The 18,629-nt window shown below is 71.7% G+C and carries 17 protein-coding genes; 7 read left to right on the forward strand and 10 right to left on the reverse strand.

Annotation, left to right across the window (positions count from 1 at the left end):
- The first annotated feature begins 67 nt into the window (after positions 1–67).
- From ACTWPV_RS33545 to ACTWPV_RS33575, 7 genes are all read left to right on the forward strand, one after another.
- Positions 68–580, forward strand: coding sequence for a TetR/AcrR family transcriptional regulator (locus ACTWPV_RS33545; RefSeq protein ID WP_443154828.1), 513 nt, complete (start codon positions 68–70; stop codon positions 578–580).
- A gap of 350 nt (positions 581–930) precedes the next feature.
- Positions 931–2,118, forward strand: coding sequence for an MFS transporter (locus ACTWPV_RS33550; protein WP_347645418.1), 1,188 nt, complete (start codon positions 931–933; stop codon positions 2,116–2,118).
- 16 nt (positions 2,119–2,134) lie between these two features.
- The gene (locus tag ACTWPV_RS33555) at positions 2,135–2,632 is read left to right on the forward strand and encodes an HIT family protein (protein ID WP_347645419.1); all 498 of its coding nucleotides are present in this window, start codon (positions 2,135–2,137) and stop codon (positions 2,630–2,632) included.
- A gap of 123 nt (positions 2,633–2,755) precedes the next feature.
- The gene (locus ACTWPV_RS33560) at positions 2,756–3,655 is read left to right on the forward strand and encodes an ATP-binding cassette domain-containing protein (protein ID WP_443154829.1); all 900 of its coding nucleotides are present in this window, start codon (positions 2,756–2,758) and stop codon (positions 3,653–3,655) included.
- Positions 3,652–4,416: a hypothetical protein gene (locus tag ACTWPV_RS33565; RefSeq protein WP_443154830.1), complete on the forward strand. Its 765-nt coding sequence runs from the start codon at positions 3,652–3,654 to the stop codon at positions 4,414–4,416. The genes ACTWPV_RS33560 and ACTWPV_RS33565 overlap by 4 nt, the downstream gene beginning before the upstream one ends.
- Before the next feature lie 25 nt (positions 4,417–4,441).
- Positions 4,442–5,143, forward strand: a complete 702-nt coding sequence (locus tag ACTWPV_RS33570) for a response regulator transcription factor (RefSeq protein ID WP_443154831.1) — start codon at positions 4,442–4,444, stop codon at positions 5,141–5,143.
- A 584-nt stretch (positions 5,144–5,727) separates the two neighbouring features.
- Complete coding sequence (locus tag ACTWPV_RS33575; RefSeq protein WP_443154891.1) at positions 5,728–6,663, forward strand: sensor histidine kinase; 936 nt, start codon at positions 5,728–5,730, stop codon at positions 6,661–6,663.
- Between the two features lie 58 nt (positions 6,664–6,721).
- Here the strand turns inward: ACTWPV_RS33575 and ACTWPV_RS33580 are convergent, their stop codons facing one another.
- The 10 genes from ACTWPV_RS33580 to ACTWPV_RS33625 all read right to left on the reverse strand — a co-directional run bounded on the left by ACTWPV_RS33580 (position 6,722) and on the right by ACTWPV_RS33625 (position 18,599).
- On the reverse strand, positions 6,722–7,675 hold the full coding sequence (locus tag ACTWPV_RS33580; RefSeq protein WP_443154832.1) for an electron transfer flavoprotein subunit alpha/FixB family protein: 954 nt from the start codon (positions 7,673–7,675) through the stop codon (positions 6,722–6,724).
- A gap of 21 nt (positions 7,676–7,696) precedes the next feature.
- Complete coding sequence (locus ACTWPV_RS33585) at positions 7,697–8,476, reverse strand: electron transfer flavoprotein subunit beta/FixA family protein (protein WP_347645425.1); 780 nt, start codon at positions 8,474–8,476, stop codon at positions 7,697–7,699.
- Positions 8,477–8,726: 250 nt separating this feature from the next.
- Positions 8,727–9,941, reverse strand: a complete 1,215-nt coding sequence (locus tag ACTWPV_RS33590; protein ID WP_443154833.1) for a serine/threonine-protein kinase — start codon at positions 9,939–9,941, stop codon at positions 8,727–8,729.
- Positions 9,942–9,976: 35 nt separating this feature from the next.
- Positions 9,977–11,767: a serine/threonine-protein kinase gene (locus ACTWPV_RS33595; protein WP_347645427.1), complete on the reverse strand. Its 1,791-nt coding sequence runs from the start codon at positions 11,765–11,767 to the stop codon at positions 9,977–9,979.
- Between the two features lie 16 nt (positions 11,768–11,783).
- Positions 11,784–13,790, reverse strand: coding sequence for a protein kinase domain-containing protein (locus ACTWPV_RS33600; RefSeq protein WP_443154834.1), 2,007 nt, complete (start codon positions 13,788–13,790; stop codon positions 11,784–11,786).
- Between the two features lie 131 nt (positions 13,791–13,921).
- On the reverse strand, positions 13,922–14,434 hold the full coding sequence (locus tag ACTWPV_RS33605) for a YbaK/EbsC family protein (protein WP_443154835.1): 513 nt from the start codon (positions 14,432–14,434) through the stop codon (positions 13,922–13,924).
- Positions 14,435–14,494: 60 nt separating this feature from the next.
- On the reverse strand, positions 14,495–16,045 hold the full coding sequence (locus tag ACTWPV_RS33610; protein WP_443154836.1) for a flavin monoamine oxidase family protein: 1,551 nt from the start codon (positions 16,043–16,045) through the stop codon (positions 14,495–14,497).
- A gap of 54 nt (positions 16,046–16,099) precedes the next feature.
- Complete coding sequence (locus ACTWPV_RS33615) at positions 16,100–16,942, reverse strand: M55 family metallopeptidase (RefSeq protein ID WP_443154837.1); 843 nt, start codon at positions 16,940–16,942, stop codon at positions 16,100–16,102.
- Positions 16,943–16,980: 38 nt separating this feature from the next.
- The gene (locus ACTWPV_RS33620; protein ID WP_443154838.1) at positions 16,981–18,186 is read right to left on the reverse strand and encodes a DUF6395 domain-containing protein; all 1,206 of its coding nucleotides are present in this window, start codon (positions 18,184–18,186) and stop codon (positions 16,981–16,983) included.
- On the reverse strand, positions 18,177–18,599 hold the full coding sequence (locus tag ACTWPV_RS33625; protein ID WP_443154839.1) for a hypothetical protein: 423 nt from the start codon (positions 18,597–18,599) through the stop codon (positions 18,177–18,179). Before ACTWPV_RS33625 ends, ACTWPV_RS33620 begins: the two co-directional genes overlap by 10 nt.
- Positions 18,600–18,629 lie beyond the last annotated feature (30 nt).

Consider the following 18,629-nt stretch of genomic DNA (forward strand, 5'->3'; position numbering starts at 1 on the left):
ACGGTCTGGTCACGAGTCCAGGGTATCTCGTTTGCTACTGTACCGTCCGGACGGTACAGTAAGCGGCATGCGAAAGGACGAGCTTTTGGACGCGGCGGAGGAGCTCCTCTGCGACCAGGGTTCGACCGCGCTCACCCTGGCCGCGGTGGCGGACCGGGCGGGCGTCAGCAAGGGCGGCCTGCTCTATCACTACGCCTCCAAGGAAGCCCTGATCAAGGGCATGGTGGAGCGCCTGATCGACGACTTCGACGAGCTCATGGCCGCCCAGCCCGACCAGACCTACACCGGTCGCTACCTGGGCGCGACCCTGGCCTCCGTACGGTCGGGCAGGTTGCGACGATGGGCGGTCGTCACCGGAGCGTCGGGCAACCTGTTCCTGCTCGCGCCGCTGCGCGAGGCGATGACCCGATGGCATCGCGAGGAGCTGGGCGAGGAGCCCGACCCGGTGGCGGCGCAGATCGTGCGACTGGCGTGTGAGGGGCTCTGGGACGTGGCGAGCCACGATCCGGAGCTCAACACGGAAGACGATCTCCAAACTCTGGAGGGCCGCCTCAGGGCGCTGCTCAAACCTCCCGCCTGAGCCGTCCTCGGCCGTCCGGCTCCCCGGACGGCCGGCCCTCGCCCGGATCTCCACGCGAAGTCCGAGCCCGGATCTCCCGTGCGAAGCGCCGAACCCGGCCCGCCCGGAACCCCGAGCCGGCCCTCCGCCCGGATCATCCGCCCTGATCATCCGGGCGGGCTCCCCGATCCGGCCCTCGCGCGGATCCTTCCGAGCCGCGCCGAACCCCGGCCCCTGCTCACGGTCCCTTCCAGGGCCGATCGAGCCGGGGTCTTCCCCCTGCGGTGAGCGAGCCCGCTCACCCTCCCCTGCCTGGACGCCCGCGCGTCCGGACCGCTGAAGACAACGAACTTTGTGAGAGGTGTGGCCCTATGACCCGCGAGCTGAGGGGCGCCCGTTACGGGGCGGTCCTCACCTTTGTCCTTGCCGGCCTGATGGTGGGCACGATGACCGTGCGCATCCCCGCCCTGACCGACAAGCTGGCCCTGTCCGAGGCCATGGTCGGGACGATCCTGCTGGTGTGGGGCCTGGGCGCCCTGGTGACCATGCAGTCCATGCGGCGCGTCATGGCGCGCGCGGGCAGCAGGGCGGTTCTGCGGATCAGCGGCCCGCTGACGGCACTCAGCCTGGTGGCCGTGGCCCTCGCCCCCGACCTGCCGCTGCTGCTGGCGGCCGTGGCGCTCTTCGGCATGGCCTTCGGCGTCATGGACGTCGCCATGAACGCCCAGGGCTCCGCCGTCGAACGGGCCCACGGCCGGCCGCTGATGAACGGCATGCACGCCGGCTGGTGCGTCGGCGCCATCTCCGCCGGGGCCCTGGGCAGCCTGGCCATCGCCGCCGGTCTGCCGTTCACCGCCAACGTGGCGCTGGTCGGCCTGGTCGCGCTGCCCGTGGCCGTGCTGATCGGCCGTACACACCTGCCCGAGCCCCCGTCCACCGGCACGGAGCCGGCGGGCCGGCGCCGCATGCCGCCGGTCGTCTACCTGCTCGGCGCGATCATGTTCTTCGCGTTCATGGTCGAGGGCACGGTCGCCGACTGGAACGGCCTCTACATGCGTAACGAGCTCGGCGCCCCCGAGGCCCTGGCGGCGCTCGGCTACCCCGTCTTCGAGACCGGCATGCTGGCCGCCCGGCTGACCGGCGACCGCCTGCGGGCCAGGTTCGGGGTGCGCGGCATGCTGACCGTCTCCGGGGTGGCCACGGCCGGGTTCTTCGCGGTCGTGCTGGTCGCGCCCGCGGCGCTGGTGGCGGTGGCGGCGATGTTCTTCGTCGGCCTCGGCGTGGCGACGATCTCGCCTCTGACTCTGTCGCTGGCCGGCACCGCGACGCGCACCCCGGGGCCGGCGATCGCCCAGGCCGGGGCCATGGGGTACGCGGGCCTGCTGCTCGGGCCCGTGGTGATCGGATTCCTGTCGGACGCCACCTCCCTGCGCACCGCGCTCGGCGTCGCGGTCGTCCTGGGCGTGCTGATCGCGCTGGCCTCCCGCCTGCTCCCGCGCGAGGAGCCCGCTCCGGCCACCCCGCTGCCCGTCAGGGAACCCGCCGAAGCCGCCGCCTGAGTGGCAGGCTCGTACGGTGAGCCTTGATCGCAGCGTGCCCTTCGACGTCGAGGCGTACGTGGCCCGGGTGAAGTCGAGCCCCTGCTTCATCTGCGCCATCGTCGCCGGAGACCCCGCCTACACCACCGAGCAGATCGTCTACGAGGACGACCACCACCTGGCCTTCCTGGCCCGCTACCCCACCATGCCCGGCTACCTGCTGGTGAGCCCCAAACGGCACATCGAGCACGTCGTGCGCGACCTCGGCGAGGACGCCTACCTCGAGCTCATGCGGGTGGTCAGGAAGGTGGCGCTGGCCGTGGAGTCGGTGGTGCCGTCGGAGCGGACGTACGTGCTGTCGCTGGGCAGCCAGCAGGGCAACGCCCACCTGCACTGGCACGTGGCCCCGCTCCCGCCCGGCACGCCGTACGACGAGCAGCAGTATCACGCGCTCATGTCGGAGAACGGCACGATCCCGTGGACGCGGGAGCAGGCCGAGGAGCTGGCCGCCCGCCTCAGGCGGGCGCTGGAGTGACTGGGAGTTCTCTGTGGATCCCGGCGGGGGCGCCGCACGCCCGCACGTGGTGGCGCCCCCGCTCACAGAGAACTCACAGATTCGCTCAGAACGCCTCAAACCAGGCACCGCAGGCTGGGTGGCATGATTCAGCTCAACGCACTGACCAAACGCTACGGTGACGTGGCCGCCGTGGACGACCTCACCGTCACCGTACGGCCCGGCCTCGTCACCGGTTTCCTCGGTCCGAACGGCGCCGGCAAGACCACGACCCTGCGCATGATCCTCGGCCTCGACCTGCCCACGTCGGGCTCGGCCACGGTCGACGGCCGCCCGCACCACGAGCTGCCGAGCCCGTTGCGCGTGATCGGGTCGCTGCTGGAGGCGCAGGCCGTGCATCCGCAGCGCACCCCGTACAAGCACCTGCTCTATCTGGCGCAGAGCAACTCCATCCCGGCCGGCCGAGTCACCGAGGTGCTCGACCTGGTCGGGCTCGCCGACGTGGCGGGCAGGAAGGCGGGCGGGTTCTCGCTGGGCATGAGCCAGCGGCTGGGCCTGGCCGCCGCGCTGCTCGGCGACCCGCCGGTGGTGGTGCTCGACGAGCCGGTCAACGGCCTCGATCCCGAAGGGGTCCGGTGGATCCGCGCGCTGATCCGCGCTCTGGCCGCGGAGGGGCGTACGGTGCTGGTCTCCAGCCACCTGATGAGCGAGATGGCGGTGACCGCCGACCGGCTGGTGATCATCGGGAAGGGCCGGCTCATCGCCGAGGGGGAGATCGGGGAGTTCACCGAGACCGGCTCGACCGTGCTTGTGCGTACGCCGGAGGCCGCCGCCTTCTCCCGGCGGCTGGAGTTGTCGGGGGCGCACGTGCAGCCGGGTGACGACGACGAGCTGCTGGTCACCGGCATGACCGCGCCCGACGTGGGCCGTCTCGCGGCTGCGGAGGGCGTGGCGTTGTTCGAGCTCACCCAGCGGCGGGTGTCTCTCGAGGACACGTTCCTGGAGCTCACCCGCGACAGCGTCGAGTACGGAGCGGCCCGATGATCGATGCCGGGATCCTCAGGGCGGAGTGGACGAAGTTCAGCAGCATAAGGGCCACGATGGTGCTGGCGGCGGCGAGCGTCGCCGTCGCGGCGGCGCTCGGGTGGTTGTTCGGGAACGCCACCGCCGTGGACTACGCGGCGGCCACGGCGCAGGAGCGGCTCGACTTCGAGCCGCTGGAGCAGAGCATGCGCGGGCTGTACATCGTGCAGCTGCTGATCGCGGCGCTGGGCGTGCTGGTCGCCTCGTCGGAGTACGGAGCGGGCACCATGCGGGCCAGCCTGGCCGCCGTGGGCAGGCGCGGCCACCTGCTCGCCGCCAAGGCGGGGCTGACGGTGCTGACCACGTTGCCGGTGAGCGTGGCGGCGGTGTGGCTGATGTACGTGACCAGCCAGAGCACGCTGGCTGCGGGCGGGGCGCCGTACCTGACGCCGGGGCAGCCGGCGGTGCTGCGGATGTTGCTGACCGGGCCGCTCGTGCTGACGGCGCTGGCGTTGTTCGGGCTGGCACTGGGTTTCCTGCTGCGCGGCACGGCCCCCGCCGTCAACGTCAGCACCACCTTCCTGCTGCTCCCCATGCTCGCCTCGGTCGCGCCCGACTTCGTGAGCGGCTTCCTCAGCGTCTACTGGCCCAACGCCGCCGCCTTCGGGGTGGCCCTGGGGACGGCGCCGTTGCCGGCGTGGGCGGGGTTCGGGCTGCCGGCCGGGTTCGTGGCGGCCATGCTGGCCGCGGCGTTCGTACACTTCAGGAGCCACGATGCCTGACCGGCGACGGTAGGAGGTGCGTCACGTGGGCGAACGGCTGCTCGTGGTCGACGACGAGCCGACGGTCAAGGAGTTGTTGTCGGCGACGCTGCGCTTCGCCGGTTTCACCGTGACCTCGGCGGAGACGGGCGCGCAGGCGCTGGAGGCGGCCAGGCGCGATCCGCCCGACCTGGTGCTGCTCGACGTGATGCTGCCCGACCTGGACGGCTTCGAGGTCATCCGCAGGTTACGCGGCCTGCCCAGAGCCGGCGGCCGGCCCGGCCCCGTGCCGGTGTTGTTCCTGACGGCCCGCGACACCGCGGCCGACAAGATCAACGGGCTCCGGCTGGGCGGCGACGACTACGTGACCAAGCCGTTCGACCTGGAGGAGTTGCTGGCCCGCATCAGAGCCATCCTCCGGCGTACGGGCGTGATCGCCGACGACCGCACCCTCGTCGTCGGCGATCTCGAAGTGGATCCCGACGGCCACCAGGTGACCAGGGCGGGGCGGCCCGTACGCCTGTCGCCGACGGAGTTCAGGCTGCTGCACCACCTGGTGCTCAACACGGGGCGGGTGCTGCCGAAACCGGAGATCCTGCAGCAGGTGTGGCGCTACGACTTCGCCGGCGACACCAGCATCGTCGACACCTATGTCAGCTACCTGCGCCGCAAGCTCGACACCGGCGGACCGAAGCTGATCCACACCGTGCACGGCGTCGGCTACGTGCTGCGCGAGCCGAAACCATGATCGGGCGGCTGTCGTTACGCGCCCGGCTGCTGGCCATCGTGGTCGCGCTGCTCGTCGCCGGCCTGGTGGCGATGAGCTCGATCGTGGTGGGGCAGCTGAGACGGCAACTTCTGGGCCGCGTCGACGCGCAGCTCGTCCCGATCAGTCTGGTGATCTCCGCCATCCCGCCCGGCCACGTCGACACGATCCAGCGGGAGCTCGCCGGATCGCCGCTCGGCTTCTTGCGGTCCGACCTGGCTGAGCAGGGCATCGAGCGGCTCGATCTGATGTTGAAGGGTCTCGGGCAGCTCGACCTGACCGAGACGGGTTACGCGGTCTACCTGTCGGCCGACGGCGCCGTGACCCGCAAGCTGGGCCAGGTGGAGGGGCCCGGGCCGGCCCGGCTGAACGCCGCCGTCGCGACGGCCCGCGCGGGCGAGCCGTTCACGGTGGCCGACGCGGACGGCGCGGAGTGGCGGGTGGTGGTGCGGCCGTACGCCGCCGCGGGTGGGGGCGGCTCCTCCACCGTCGTGATGGCCGCGTCGCTCGACGAGACGAACGCGACGGTCGGCAGGGTCAGGCTCGCCTGCCTGGTCGGGGGGTCGATGTTGCTGGCCGTGCTGGCACTGGCGGGCGGCTTCGCGACCAGGGCGGGGCTCGCCCCGCTGCGCCGCGTGGAGGAGACCGCGGCGGCCATCGCCGGCGGCGACCTGACCAGGCGCGTTCCCGAGCCCGCCGCCCCGAACACGGAGCTCGGGCGGCTGGCGCGCTCGCTCAACACGATGCTCGCCCAGATCGAGCAGGGGGTCGCGGCGAAGGTGGACTCCGAGGCCCGCATGCGCCGGTTCGTCGCGGACGTCAGTCACGAGCTGCGCACCCCGCTGTTCGGCATCAAGGGCTTCTCGGAGTTGTACCGCATGGGCGGCACGGAGGCCGGGCCGGCGATGGCCCGCATCGAGGCCGAGTCGGGACGGCTGGCCCGGCTGGTGGAGGACCTGCTGCTGCTCGCCGGGCTCGACGAGACCGACGGCCCCGCGCTCGACCTCACCCCGATGGACCTGCGCACCCTTGCCGCCGACGCCCGGCACGACTTCGCCGCGCTCGACCCGTCCAGGCCCATCGCCTTCACCGGGCCGGACGGAGGGGCGGCGGCGAGCGCTCCCGTGCTGGGCGACGAGGCGCGGCTGCGGCAGGTGGTCAGCAACCTCGTCGGCAACGCCGTCACCCACACGCCTCCGGGCACGCCGGTCAGGATCGGCGTCGGCACAGAGGCGGGCACAGAGGCGGGCGCACACGGGGTCGAGGCGGTGCTGGTCATCTCGGACGAGGGTCCCGGGCTGGCGGCCGGGGAGGTGGAGCGGGTGTTCGACCGCTTCTACCGGGCGGACGGCTCGCGGGCGCGGGCGACCGGCGGGGCAGGGCTCGGGCTGGCCATCGTCCGCTCCATCGTCACCGCCCACGGGGGCCGCGTGGAGGTGCGTTCCGCGCCCGGCGAGGGAGCGGCCTTCCACGTACGTCTCCCCGCCCTTCGCGGGCGGTGATCCCGCGAAAGGGGGCGGCGCCGCGTCGCGCGGCGCCGCCCTCTTGAGCCCTCGGGCCCTACTTGCGCTTGGTGACCTCTTCGGTGAGCTGCGGGACGACCTGGTGCAGGTCGCCGACGACGCCGTAGTCGGCCAGCTCGAAGATCGGCGCCTCCGGGTCCTTGTTGATCGCGACGATGGTCTTCGCGGTCTGCATGCCCGCCCGGTGCTGGATCGCGCCCGAGATGCCGGCCGCGATGTAGAGCTGCGGCGACACCGTCTTGCCCGTCTGCCCCACCTGGAACTGGTGCGGGTACCAGCCGGCGTCGGTGGCTGCGCGGGAGGCGCCGACGGCGGCGCCGAGCGCGTCGGCCAGGCCCTCGATGACCGAGAAGTTCTCGGCCGAGCCCACGCCGCGCCCGCCGGAGACGACGATCGCGGCCTCCGTCAGCTCGGGCCTGGCGCCCTTCTCCTGCTTGACCCGCTCGACGACGCGGGCCGACCTGGCGGCGTCGGTCAGCGCGACCGCCACCTCCTCCTCGGCTCCGGCGCCCTGGGCGGCCTCGGGAGCGGTGGAGTTGGGGCGTACGGCGACGATGGGCGTGCCCCTGCGCACCCGGGAGTGCACGTTGACGCCGCCGCCGAAGATGGACTGGTCGGCCACGAAGCCCTCGCCCAGGCCCACGGCGTCGGTGATGACGCCGGAGTCGGTCTTGACGGCCAGCCGGCCGGCGACCTCCTTGCCTTCGGCCGTGGCGGCCACGAGCACGGCGGCGGGCGACTTGGCGGACACGAGCTGGGCCAGCAGTTCGGCCTTGGGCGCCACCACGTGGTCGACGATGTCGCTCGAACCTGCGACGTAGATCGTCTCCGCGCCGTATTCGGCGAGCCTGGCCTTGGCCTCGGGCGTGATGCCCGGGCCCGCCCAGACGGCCGCAGGGGTGCCCAGCGAGCGGGCCAGGGTCAGCAGCTCCAGCGTGACCTTCTTGACCTCGCCTTCGACCTGCTCGACGAGAACGAGAATTTCCGACATATCAGGTGTTCTCTCCCGTGCTCAGATGAACTTCTTGGAGGCCAGGAACTCGGCAGCCTTCGCGCCGCCGTCGCCCTCGTCCTTGACGATCGTGCCGGCGGCGCGCGGCGGGGCAGCGGCGAAGTCGACGACCTCGGACCAGGCGGCGGCCAGGCCGACCTGGGAGGGATCGATGGAGGCGTCGGCGATGGCCAGCGTCTCGACCGGCTTCTTCTTGGCCGCCATGATGCCCTTGAACGACGGGTAGCGCGGCTCGTTGATCTTCTCGACCACGGACACGACGGCCGGCAGCGTGGCCTCGACCCGGTCGTAGCCGTAGTCGGTGAGGCGCTGGATCGTGATCGACGTGCCGTCGACGTCGACCTTGTTGGCCAGCGTCAGCTGCGCCACGCCGAGGCGCTCCGCCAGCATGGCGGCGAGCACGCCGGTGCGCGCGTCGGTGGACTCGGAGCCCAGGACGACGACATCGAAACCGATCTTGTTGAGCGCCTGCGCCATCGCGTACGACGTCGACAGCGCGTCGGAGCCGTGGAGCGCGTCGTCGCTGAGGTGGACGGCCTTGTCGGCTCCCATGGCCAGCGCCTTGCGGATGGTCTCGGTGGCCTTGCCGGGGCCCATGGTGAGCACGGTCACCTCGCCACCGTGGGCTTCCTTGAGCTTCAGTGCCTCCTCGACCGCGTATTCGTCGAGCTCGTTGACCACGCCGTCGGCGGCGTCGCGGTCGAGCGTGTTGTCATCGGACCGCAGCTTGCGCTCGGTCGCCGTGTCGGGGACCTGCTTCACGCAGACGACGATGTTCATGGCCGGTGGCCGACCTCCCGTGTTCGCGTGCGCCACCGCCTCGCTGCGGTGGGCGCCGAATGCAATGCTGTCCAGACTGCCAGGTGCCCGCCGGGCTCCCGACAGAGGGTGTGCCATGGTCTGGCGTTATGTTACCCATGAGTAGTCGGTGTGCAACCGCCCGGGTGGGGGCGGCCGGCGGAAGGGTCCCGCCGGCACCACCATACCGAACTTCATTCTGTTGCTGCCTCCCACCCCTTCGCGGCGGGGATCACGCCGACAGCAGGAACACGATCCCCACCACCAGGGCCGTGCCCGCGAACAAGGCCAGGGTGAACGTGCTGAACACCGCCGCCAGCCCGAAACAGAGCCCGACCGTGCCCGCCACACTGACCATATCCGTGACGACGCGGCGCCGCCGGTAGAGGGCGCGCGAGAAGAGCGCCACCCCGGCGTCGGACACCACACCCAGCGCGTACGCGGCCAGCAGGAAGAGCGCCACCTCGGGCAGCGTCTCCTGGGCGGCGGCGGCCAGCAGCCCCATGAACAGCCCGGAACCGATCACCCACCGCCTGCGCACCTTCTCCCTGTGCCGCGCCCTCGACTCCTCCACCGGGCGCTGGCGGCGCTCCTTGCCCGGCCGCCACTCCCTCGTGCTCGTGTCGTCGGCGTCCGAACGCGGGCGTGCGGGCTGGGCGAAGGCACGGGGCACGTGGGAGACGGGCGCCACGTCGAGCCTGGCACAGATCTGCGCGGCCGTCGGCCGCGCAGCGGGATCGGTGGACAGGCACTCCGCTAACAGCGGCTCCAGCCAGCCGGGCACGCCCTCCAGGTCGGGCTCGTGGTGCACGACCCGGTAGGCGACCGCCGACGCGGGGCCCTGCCCGTACGGCTGCCGCCCGGTCGCCGCGTAGGCCAGCGTCGCCCCGAAGGAGAACACGTCGGCCTCAGGGCCCGCGTTCTTGCCCTCCAGCACCTCGGGAGCGAGGTAGCCGGGCGTCCCCACCACCGCGCCCGAGGCCGTGACGGACAACGAGTCGAGGGCGCTGGCGATGCCGAAGTCGATGACGACCGGCTCGCCTTCGGCCATCATCACGTTGGCCGGTTTGAGATCGCGGTGCACCACGCCCGACTCGTGCATGGCGAGCAGCGCGTCGGCCAGCCCGCAGGCCAGCCGGCGGAGGTCGGCGACGGGCACGGGCACCGCGCTGAGCGGCCTGCCCTGGACGTAGCGGGTCACCAGGTGGGGGCGGGCGCCCTCAAGGGAGGCGTCCAGCACCTCGGCCACGTGCGGCCCGCCGACCCTGCGCATGGTCTCCACCTCGCGCGCGAGCCTGGCCAGCGCGCCGCCGTCGGCCGCGACATGCGGATGCAGCACCTTGACGGCGACCGTGCGGCCCTCCGCGTCGAGCGCGAGGTGCACCTCGCCGAACCCACCGGCCCCGAGCCGGGAGAGGAGCTCATACGGACCGAGCCTGTCGCCCATACTTCTTCTCTCCCCTCGAGAGCCCGCGGGGACACTCAGTTCCAGGGAGTCAGGAACCCCAGCCCGAGCCCGTCGAGCAAGCTGTCGATCATCCCGGTGATCAGGCCGACCGTGGTCTGCCTGGCGTCGCTCGCCAGGTCCTCGATCACGGTCTCCGGCGCCCGCCACGGTGTCCACACCGCGTCCTGGCCCAGCGCGAACATCACCGCGAACAACGCCGCCGTGCCCATCAGCACGACCGCGACCAGCGCGGCTCCCGGGCTGCGCAGCACGCCGGTGAGCGTGCGGGTGACGGCCTTGCGCGGCGCGCCGCCGCCGGGCAACACGAACAGGCCCGCCGCGAACGCGCCCGCGGCGTAGGACGCCGCCACGTTGACGCTCATCTGGCCGACCCAGTGGAGCAGCCCCCAGACGCACACGCCGAACAGCAGCGCCAGCGGCACGTGCACCGCCGACACGAGCGCGGACTTGACCAGCGCCCACGGCGTTCCCACCACCACGAGCCACGGGTCGGCCGCGCTGCTCCCCCGCACCTGGCGCCGCTTGACCAGGTCGCCGAAGAGGTATTCGCCGATGCGCAGCACCAGCACGATCGCCACGGCGATCGCGCCCACCATGACCGGCATCATCACGGTCAGCGCCACCAGGGTGACGAGCATGAGCAGCCCCACGAACTGGCTGCCGAAAAGATATTTCTTCCGCTCGGACGGCGGGGTGTACTTCCGCGGCTCGGGCGGCGGCGTGTAGGGCCTGGCCTGCGCCGGAGCGGTGGGCCGTGGCGCGGCGTAGCCCGCCACGTGCTGGTCGGCACGCGGCACGGGGGGCCTGGCCGAGACCGGCGCGGGCACGTAGGGCGGTGGCCGCTCGTCACGCCGTGGCGGCGCCTCCTCACGCCGCTGGGGCACCGGTGGCGCGCCGTAGTCGACCGGCGGCAGCAGATCGGAGAACGTGTCCATGGTCCGGGTGCGGTCGCCCATGCGCTTGGTGCCCGTGGGGCCGTCGAACGAGGCCTCGTTGAACGCGGTCACCGACGGATCGAGCGCCTTGGCCATCCGCAGCAGCTCGTGCGCGTCTGGCCGGGCTGACGGGTCGACCTGCAGCGCGCGGGTGAGCCAGCCGCGCAGCCACGCGGGCGCCTTGTCGATCTGCGCCCGCCCTTCCATGATGTTGAAGCAGACCGCCTCGAACGTGCCCGTGCCGAACGGCGGCGCCCCCGTCGCGGCGAAGAACACCGTCGAGGCCATCGCGTGCACGTCGGCCGCCTGGGTGATCTCGGAGTCGCGGATGATCTCGGGCGCGAGATAGCCGGGCGTGCCGACGAACATGCCGGTCTGGGTGAGCCTGGTGGCGTTCACCAGGTGGGCGATGCCGAAGTCGATGACCAGCGGCTCGCCGTCGACGAGCATCACGTTGGACGGCTTGAAGTCGCGGTGGATCACGTCGGCCGCGTGGATGGCCACCAGCGCCCTGCACAGCCCCTGGGCGAGCCTGATGAGGTCGCGTGCCTCCAGGGGGCCCTCGGCCAGGACGGTGTCCTCCAGCGTGCGGCCGGGCGCGAAGCGGGTGACGACATAGGGCTGGCCGCCGACGAGTTCGGCGTCGATCACCTCGGCCACGTGCGGGCTGCGCACCCGGCGCATGGTCTCGACCTCGCGGGTCAGCCGGTCGCGTGCCTTGAGGTCGGCGGCCACGTGCGGATGGAGCACCTTGATCGCGACCTCGCGGCCGTCACCGTCGAGACCGAGGTGGACGACCCCCATCCCGCCTTCGCCGATCTTCCTGACCAGCCGGTAAGGGCCGAGGCGCTCTGGTGCCTGGGTGTTCATCGCCACCTTCCCCGCGTCATCCTCCTGAATTCCCCCTCAGACTTTCGAGCTGCTTGACCACTGGATCGACGTTCAGCGGAGTCCATACGGCCCCCCTTGGCTTGTCCCCGAACGTGCCGTAAGCGAGGATCAGCGAGAGCGCGGCGCCTGCCGCGAGCACTCCGGCCATCACCATCGCCGCTGTTCTCGAGGGTACGAGCGATGAGAGCGTTCTGCGCATCTGCCTGCCTGGCCCTTCCACCCCCGGACCCGCGCAGACGGTCCACAGGGCGATCGCGGCGCCCCACGCCAGGGCGTAGGACGGTTCCATCCTGGCGACCACGGTGAGCAACAACGTCACCGGCAATCCCAGGATGACGGCATAAAGCAGCAGAGCGAGCGTGATGCCCGCCGATTTGGCGAGTTCTTTGGGGTAGGAGAGCACCCTGACGACGTCGAGCGCCGCCGCGCCCGCGGCACGGCGCGCCATCAGCGCGGGCTGCGCCAGGTCGGCCGCCCGCAGCAACACCGCGACCGGGATCGCGAGGACCGCCACCAACACGGGCGCGAGCACGGCCGCCACGATCATGAGGACGAGCAGCATGGCGCTCGCCACGCCGTAGGCCCTGGAACGCTGCAGCACGTTGCCAGGGGACACGGCCGGGATGAAGGGCTCACGCTTCGTGGGGCCGGGCTGGTAATGCTGCTGCGCCGGGATGTAGGGCGGCGGCTGCGCCGGCGTCGGCGCCGGCCTGGCGTAGTCGTGGCCGGGCCCGGACCGGCCAGGACCTGCCGCTCCACTGGGCCCTCCACCGGGCCCTCCACCGGGACCCGTACCGGGCCTGGCGTCGGCGGGCGAGCCGGCGGCGAGCCTGCGAAACTCGGGAGAGTCGGGCCGCACCCGCCTGGTGGGCACGTCGGCCTCGCCCGGCGGCGCGTTGTGGGCGCCCGGCTGCGCCTGCCAGGGCTGCGACGCCCCGCTCTCACGCTGGATCCTGCGCAGCTCCTCCGGCGACACCCTGCGGGTCGGCCAGGGGTCGGGCTGGTTGGGCAGGAGCGAGACGTACTGCTGATCCTGCGGTGGCGGGGTGACCGGGTGGTCCTGGCTCTCGAGCAGCCGCCGCGGCGTCACCGGCGGCGTGGACACGTCGTGGGGCGGCTTGTCGGCCGCGGGCCGCGGGACCGGAAGGCCGGCCGGCGACGTGCCGGGCCGCGGCACGGTGGAAAGCTCGTCGGGCGCGCCGCCCCGCGGCGGCTGGGGCATCATCCTGGCGGTCTGCTCGGCCAGGTCGGCCGCCTTGGGGCGCTTGGCCGGATTGCGCTGGAAAGCCGCCTTGAGCAGCGGCTGCAACGTCGCCGGGGCCGCGCTGATGTCGGCCTTGCCCGCCGTGATGTTGTAGAAGACCATCTCCAGCGTGCCCTTGCCGAAGGGCGGCTGGCCGGTCGCGGCGTACAGCAGCGTGCCCGCCCACGCGTGGATGTCGACCTCGGGGCCGGCCTCCTGGCCCTCGATGATCTCGGGCGCGAGATAGCCGGGGGTGCCGATGAACATGCCGGTCTGCGTCAGCCGGGTCGCGTCGACCGCCTGCGCGATGCCGAAGTCGATCAGCACGGGCTCGCCGTCGAGGATCAGCACGTTGCCCGGCTTGAGGTCGCGGTGGATCACCCCCACCGAGTGCACGACGGCCAGCGCCGAGGCCACCCCGTGCGCGACCTTGACCAGCGCGGGCAGGTCGAGCGGCCCGTCGTCCTTGACGATCTCGTCGAGGGGACGGCCGGGCACGTAGCGGGTGACGATGTAGGGGCGACGGCCGGTCACGTCGGCGTCGAGCACCTCGGCGATGTAGTTGCTCCGCACCCTGCGCATGGTCTCGACCTCGCGCGAAAGCCGCCGCCTGGCGACCTCGTCGCCGGCGACCTCCCCGCGCAGGACCTTGACCGCCACCTGGCGCCCCTGCGGGTCGGCGGCGAGGTGGACAACGCCCATCCCGCCTTCACCGAGCCGCCTGAGCAACCGGTAAGGGCCAAGTCGGTCATCGTTCATGGCATGAAGCACCATATCGGCTTAGTCACCGCCCACGAGATGAACCATGAGGCCACATTCCCACTCGTACAACGTCCGGAAAGGGCTCATCGGTTTCCCATCCAACGGTCTCGAATCGGCTTCGGTTTCTGTCAGCCGGCCAGCGAGAGAACCTCGGCCCCCTTCAGCCCGGCCAGCCCGGCCCCGGAGACGGCCAGCTTCGACCTGCGCACACCGCTTCCGATCACCACCCTCGGGTGCTCCGCGACGTGCGTGTCCACGAGGATCGGCCAGTCATCCGGCAGCCCCAGTGGCGTGATGCCGCCGTATTCCATGCCGGTCAGCTCGACCGCGTCGGCCATCGGCGCGAAACTCGCCTTCCTGGCGTCGAGATGCCTGCGCACGACGCCGTTCACGTCCGCCCGCATCGTCGCGAGCACCATGCATGCGGCGTGGCGGATCTCACCGCCTCGTCTGGCGGCCACGACCACGCAGTTGGCCGACTCGTCGAGGCGCACGGCGTAGCGCTCGCAGAACGCCGCCGTGTCGGCCAGATCGGGGTCGATCTCGGCCACCTCGGCATCCTCCACGTGCGGAACGGCCCGCGCCACCGCATCGGCCAGGAGGTCGATCCGTTCGGTCGCGGGCACCCAGTGCAAGCTCATCCCATCTCCTCGATCGCTTCTCCTTGGACCCTAACCCGGGCGTCGGAGCAGCGTGCGACGTCACGGGGACTGCAGCACCCGCTGGTGCAGCAGCGTGACGGCGCCGCGGGCGGACTCCATGGCCCCCGCCTGCCAGGCGATCAGATGGGTGAGCCAGTCGCCCGCGAAGTAAACCCTTCCGGCGGGGCGTTGCAGAAAAGTGAAGGACGAATCAAAGGACGGCCAGCGCACCCAGCCGCCCTGGATGTGCTCCTGGCGCTCCCACGCGATGGAGACGCTGGACAGGAGGTTCTGGCGGTACTTCTCGCCGTGGATCTTCTTGCCCTGGGTGAGCGCCCTGCGCCTGCGGTCGTCGGGGGTGAGGGCCCCGTACAGCTCGGCGTCGCGCTCGGCGTTGTAGTAGCCGACCAGGAGGCCGCGTTCGGCGTGGTAGTCGTGGGACGGATACCAGATGTGGGTGATGTCGAGGTCCGTCTCCGTCACGCCGCCGTAGATGTGGTCGTCCAGCTCCCACCAGCGCCTGCCGTACTCCAGGCCGATCTTTCCCGCGGCGACCGGGACGGGCGCCTTGAGCGCCGTGGTGACCTGGGCTCCGAGATTGTGCGGGATCTTGGCGAGGATGTGCGGCGGGAGGGCGGCGATGCAGTAGTCGGCCTTGACGCTGCCGCCGGTCCAGACGACCTCGACGCCGTCGTCCAGCGAGGTGATCTTGGTGACCTTGGCGCCGGTCGTGATGTTGTCCTCGCCCACCGCCTCCACCAGCCTGGTGACGATCGCGTCCATGCCGCCGACGGGCTGGAACATGGGGGTGGCCTGGTCGAAGCCGAAGTTGTTGGTGATGGCGCGGCCGGTGCCCGCGGCGAGGACCTGGTGGAGGGAGCCGGGGGCGTCCAGGAGGACACCACCATCAATTGCCGGAAATTTCGTGAAACCGCGGCGCGACGAGCCTTCATATTCCAGCCGCGGGCCCAGGTCACCGAACCTTCTGAGGAAATCGAGCAGGCGTTCCTGGTCGTCCTTGGTGATGGCCTTATCCAGCGCACCGACATTTGTGGCTTTCGCCAGCATTTCCGCGACATATCCATACATGTCGGCTCGGGCAGTCCGTGCCCGCATCGTCTGCCCGTTGGTGTGCACGTACGCGGCGGCGTTGTCGTTGATGAAGGTCTCGATCGGGATGCCCAGCTCGCGACAGTAGTCGAGGGTCACCATCCACGGCGCGATCCTGGCGGGGCCCGCGTTGAAGTACACGCCCTCGCCGAGCGCCACCTCCTGCGCCGGGCCGTTCAGCTCGCTGAGGCGGTCGCCGCCGCGCAGCGTGAGGTTCCGCCCGCCGGCCTTCTCCCTGGCCTCCAGCAGCGTGCAGTCGTAACCGGCCTTGCCCAGCTCGTACGCCGCCGTCAGCCCCGCCACCCCCGCGCCGATGATCACGACCTTGGCCGCGCCCTTGCCGCGCAGGGTGAAGTCGCCCGGCCTGGGCGCCACGTAGTCCTTGGACTGCTCCGAGGGCGCCAGCCCCAACGCGCCCATGGCCGCGTACATGGCACCCGCGCCGCCCACCGCGCCGATCCCGACGAGCAGCCCGCGCCGGGTCAGCGCCGCGCCTTCCACGTCACCCGCCCCCTACACCCGGTCCCGGGCGTTCACCGTCATCCCCACGCCCTGTCACCCGTACGGTCCGCTGCCGCAGGCGACCTGGCCGCCGATGGTGGCGAAGATGCCGAACAGCGCCATGATCTGGGTGAAGTCGTCGGTGGTGAACTCGGTGTGACGCGACCCCGCGGACTTCACACCGGGGATGAGCGCCACAGCGGCGGCGATGGCGGTGGAGTTCCACTCCACCCCGAGCGTGAACGGCGCCGCCACCTCATACGGCGTGAAGTCGCTCAACCTGCCGAGCGCCCGCGCCGTGGCCTCACGGATCCTTGCCTGGGCGACGCTCGGCGGCAGCAGCTCGGCCGAGAACTTGTCGATCCCCTTCTTCACCGCGACCGTCTCGACGTCGCCGAGCAGCTCGCGTGCCTCCTCGCCGACGGCCTCGTCCCCCGTCACCACCGCCACCGGCACCCCGTGGAACCCGGCGCACGCGGCGACGAGCCGGGTCTCCCCGCACAGCTCGCCGTTGAGGTGGACGTTGTGGATCTCCTTGCCCATCCAGGTGTGGTTCAGCACGCCGTCATGCACGCCGGCGCGGGCGTGGTAGCCCACGAAGCAGGCGGCCTGGAACGACCCGTCGAGCCCCTGCGCCATCCGCTGTGCCTTGCCCGGTCCACGGATGAGGCTGGCCCGGGGATCGAGCAGGTCGATCCGGAGGTTCTTGGTGGACCCGTGGGCGTCGTTGACCAGCACGCTCGCCGCCCCGGCGTCGAACGCGCCCTCGACGGCGGCGTTGGCGTCGGCGGTCATCAGCTCGCAGCCGCGCTCGTAGCCGCGCTTGCCCGCGTGCATCTCCTCGGGGTCCGTCAGCCCCGTCACGCCCTCCATGTCCACCGACAGATAGACCTTCACGTGCCCTGCTCCTTCATCGCTCCAAGCCCGCCCGGTGTTCAGGCGCCCCAAGTCTCCACCCGGCGCACCTCATCCTCCGTCATGAGCCCCACGTTCGCCTCGATGAACGCGGCCGCCTCGGTCCGCCACGGGGCCGGGATCTCGTCGAGGGCCAGCGGGTAGCAGTGGTCCAGCCAGCTCGTGGACTCCTCCGTGGCGTCGAAGTAGTCGAGCACCGCGGCGAAGAGGGTGTGCTCGATCCCGGGGACGCGCGCCAGCCCGTACTCGACCATCTCCTGGCCGCCGTAGGGCGGCTTCTTGAGCCACGGCTGTGCGGCGCGGTGCCTGGCGGTCATGGGGGTGTCGAGCGGCCGGCGCTCGACGGCGGCCTGGATGAGCTCCTTGTAGAGGCACTTGCCGCAGTTACGGCACGGCCCGTCGGTGCCGCGCAGGCACCAGCGCACGTACTTCTTCAGATCGGAGTCGAGGGCCAGGCGCATGGTGACCGCCTCGCTCACGCCCCCCACGGGCAGCACGATGTGCACGCCCGCCGCCGCGAATAATTTGCCCCATCTGCCGTTCGGCGCCCACATGGGATTGTCCGGCGTGTAGCGCAACACGTAGCGATCCCCGCCGAGCCAGCGTGAACCGAGTTCATAGCCGAATGCCAGGCCGCCGAGGTTCAGCTGGTCGGCCAGGAGCAGCGCGCCCACCGCCACCGCGTGGTGCTCCGGATAGCCGGGACGCGGCTCGGCGAGGGTGTACTCCAGGTCGGAGGTGACCGTGGACAGCTCGCGGCCCGTCCGCTCGGCGAGCCTGGCCAGCACGTCGGACCGGTAGTGGGGCCAGCGGTTGGGGACCCGCCGGTGCGGCACGCGCCGGAAGTGCACGAACGGCGCCTCCGGATACATGGCGGCCGCCGCGACGGAGTCCGCGCCGCCGCTGTACGAGATCGCGAGCCTGGCCCCCGGCCGGCGCGGCTCCGCCCCCAGGGGGCCCGCCTCGATCCCCCAGCCGGCGTGCAGGGCCTCGGCCAGCTCCGCCGACACGGCCCGGTCGAAGGAGACGCGCCGGCGGGTCCACGGCGCCACGACCGTCCAGGCGGCGAGGGCGAAGAGGTCGGGGTGGGCGTCGTCGGGGACGCCTCCGACGGAGCAGGAGTTGGTGGCGAGCTTGATGGGGTGCTCGTCGGACGCCTTGCCGGTGATCTCGTCGTCCGGGTCGAGGCGGAACGTCAGCTCCGCGCCGGTCCAGGTCACGCGCACGGTTGCTCCTCGGAACGCCCCCGTGCCGGCTCGTCCGCCCGGTCCGCCGCGCGGGCGTCTCCCCCGGGCAGGCGGGTACGCAGGTCGTCGATGGACTGCCAGACGAGGACCTCGTTCTGCAGCACGCCGTCCAGCGCCTTGGCCGTCTCCTGGGCGAGCCGGTGGGCGTCGTCGGCCTTGCCGCCGAGCTTGTCGATCTTGCTGTCGACCGTGCCGCCGCCGGCCGACGGCGGGCGCGCGTTCCGCAGCCGCTCGACCTCGCCCTGGAGGGTCGCCATCTCGCGCCGCAGGGTCTGGACCTCCCAGAGCGCGTCCCTGATGTCCTGGCGATGATCGGCGATGGAGATGTAACGGGAGTCGAACCACGTACGCACGGCTTTGCGCAGCCGGACAGGGACGGGAACGCGCATCATGAAACGCCACGATAGTGGCAATCCACAGCC

The sequence above is a fragment of the Nonomuraea sp. KM88 genome (genome assembly GCF_052245635.1).
Taxonomy (GTDB): domain Bacteria; phylum Actinomycetota; class Actinomycetes; order Streptosporangiales; family Streptosporangiaceae; genus Nonomuraea.

Bases quoted from the DNA above. Each gene is read 5' to 3' on its own strand.
- ACTWPV_RS33595 (WP_347645427.1), bottom strand. From the start codon at position 11,767: ATGAACACCCAGGCACCAGAGCGCCTCGGCCCTTACCGGCTGGTCAGG.
- ACTWPV_RS33565 (WP_443154830.1), top strand. From the start codon at position 3,652: ATGATCGATGCCGGGATCCTCAGGGCGGAGTGGACGAAGTTCAGCAGC.
- ACTWPV_RS33590 (WP_443154833.1), bottom strand. From the start codon at position 9,941: ATGGGCGACAGGCTCGGTCCGTATGAGCTCCTCTCCCGGCTCGGGGCC.
- ACTWPV_RS33545 (WP_443154828.1), top strand. From the start codon at position 68: ATGCGAAAGGACGAGCTTTTGGACGCGGCGGAGGAGCTCCTCTGCGAC.
- ACTWPV_RS33550 (WP_347645418.1), top strand. From the start codon at position 931: ATGACCCGCGAGCTGAGGGGCGCCCGTTACGGGGCGGTCCTCACCTTT.
- ACTWPV_RS33600 (WP_443154834.1), bottom strand. From the start codon at position 13,790: ATGAACGATGACCGACTTGGCCCTTACCGGTTGCTCAGGCGGCTCGGT.
- ACTWPV_RS33625 (WP_443154839.1), bottom strand. From the start codon at position 18,599: ATGATGCGCGTTCCCGTCCCTGTCCGGCTGCGCAAAGCCGTGCGTACG.
- ACTWPV_RS33605 (WP_443154835.1), bottom strand. From the start codon at position 14,434: ATGAGCTTGCACTGGGTGCCCGCGACCGAACGGATCGACCTCCTGGCC.
- ACTWPV_RS33575 (WP_443154891.1), top strand. From the start codon at position 5,728: ATGTTGCTGGCCGTGCTGGCACTGGCGGGCGGCTTCGCGACCAGGGCG.
- ACTWPV_RS33585 (WP_347645425.1), bottom strand. From the start codon at position 8,476: ATGAACATCGTCGTCTGCGTGAAGCAGGTCCCCGACACGGCGACCGAG.
- ACTWPV_RS33560 (WP_443154829.1), top strand. From the start codon at position 2,756: ATGATTCAGCTCAACGCACTGACCAAACGCTACGGTGACGTGGCCGCC.
- ACTWPV_RS33580 (WP_443154832.1), bottom strand. From the start codon at position 7,675: ATGTCGGAAATTCTCGTTCTCGTCGAGCAGGTCGAAGGCGAGGTCAAG.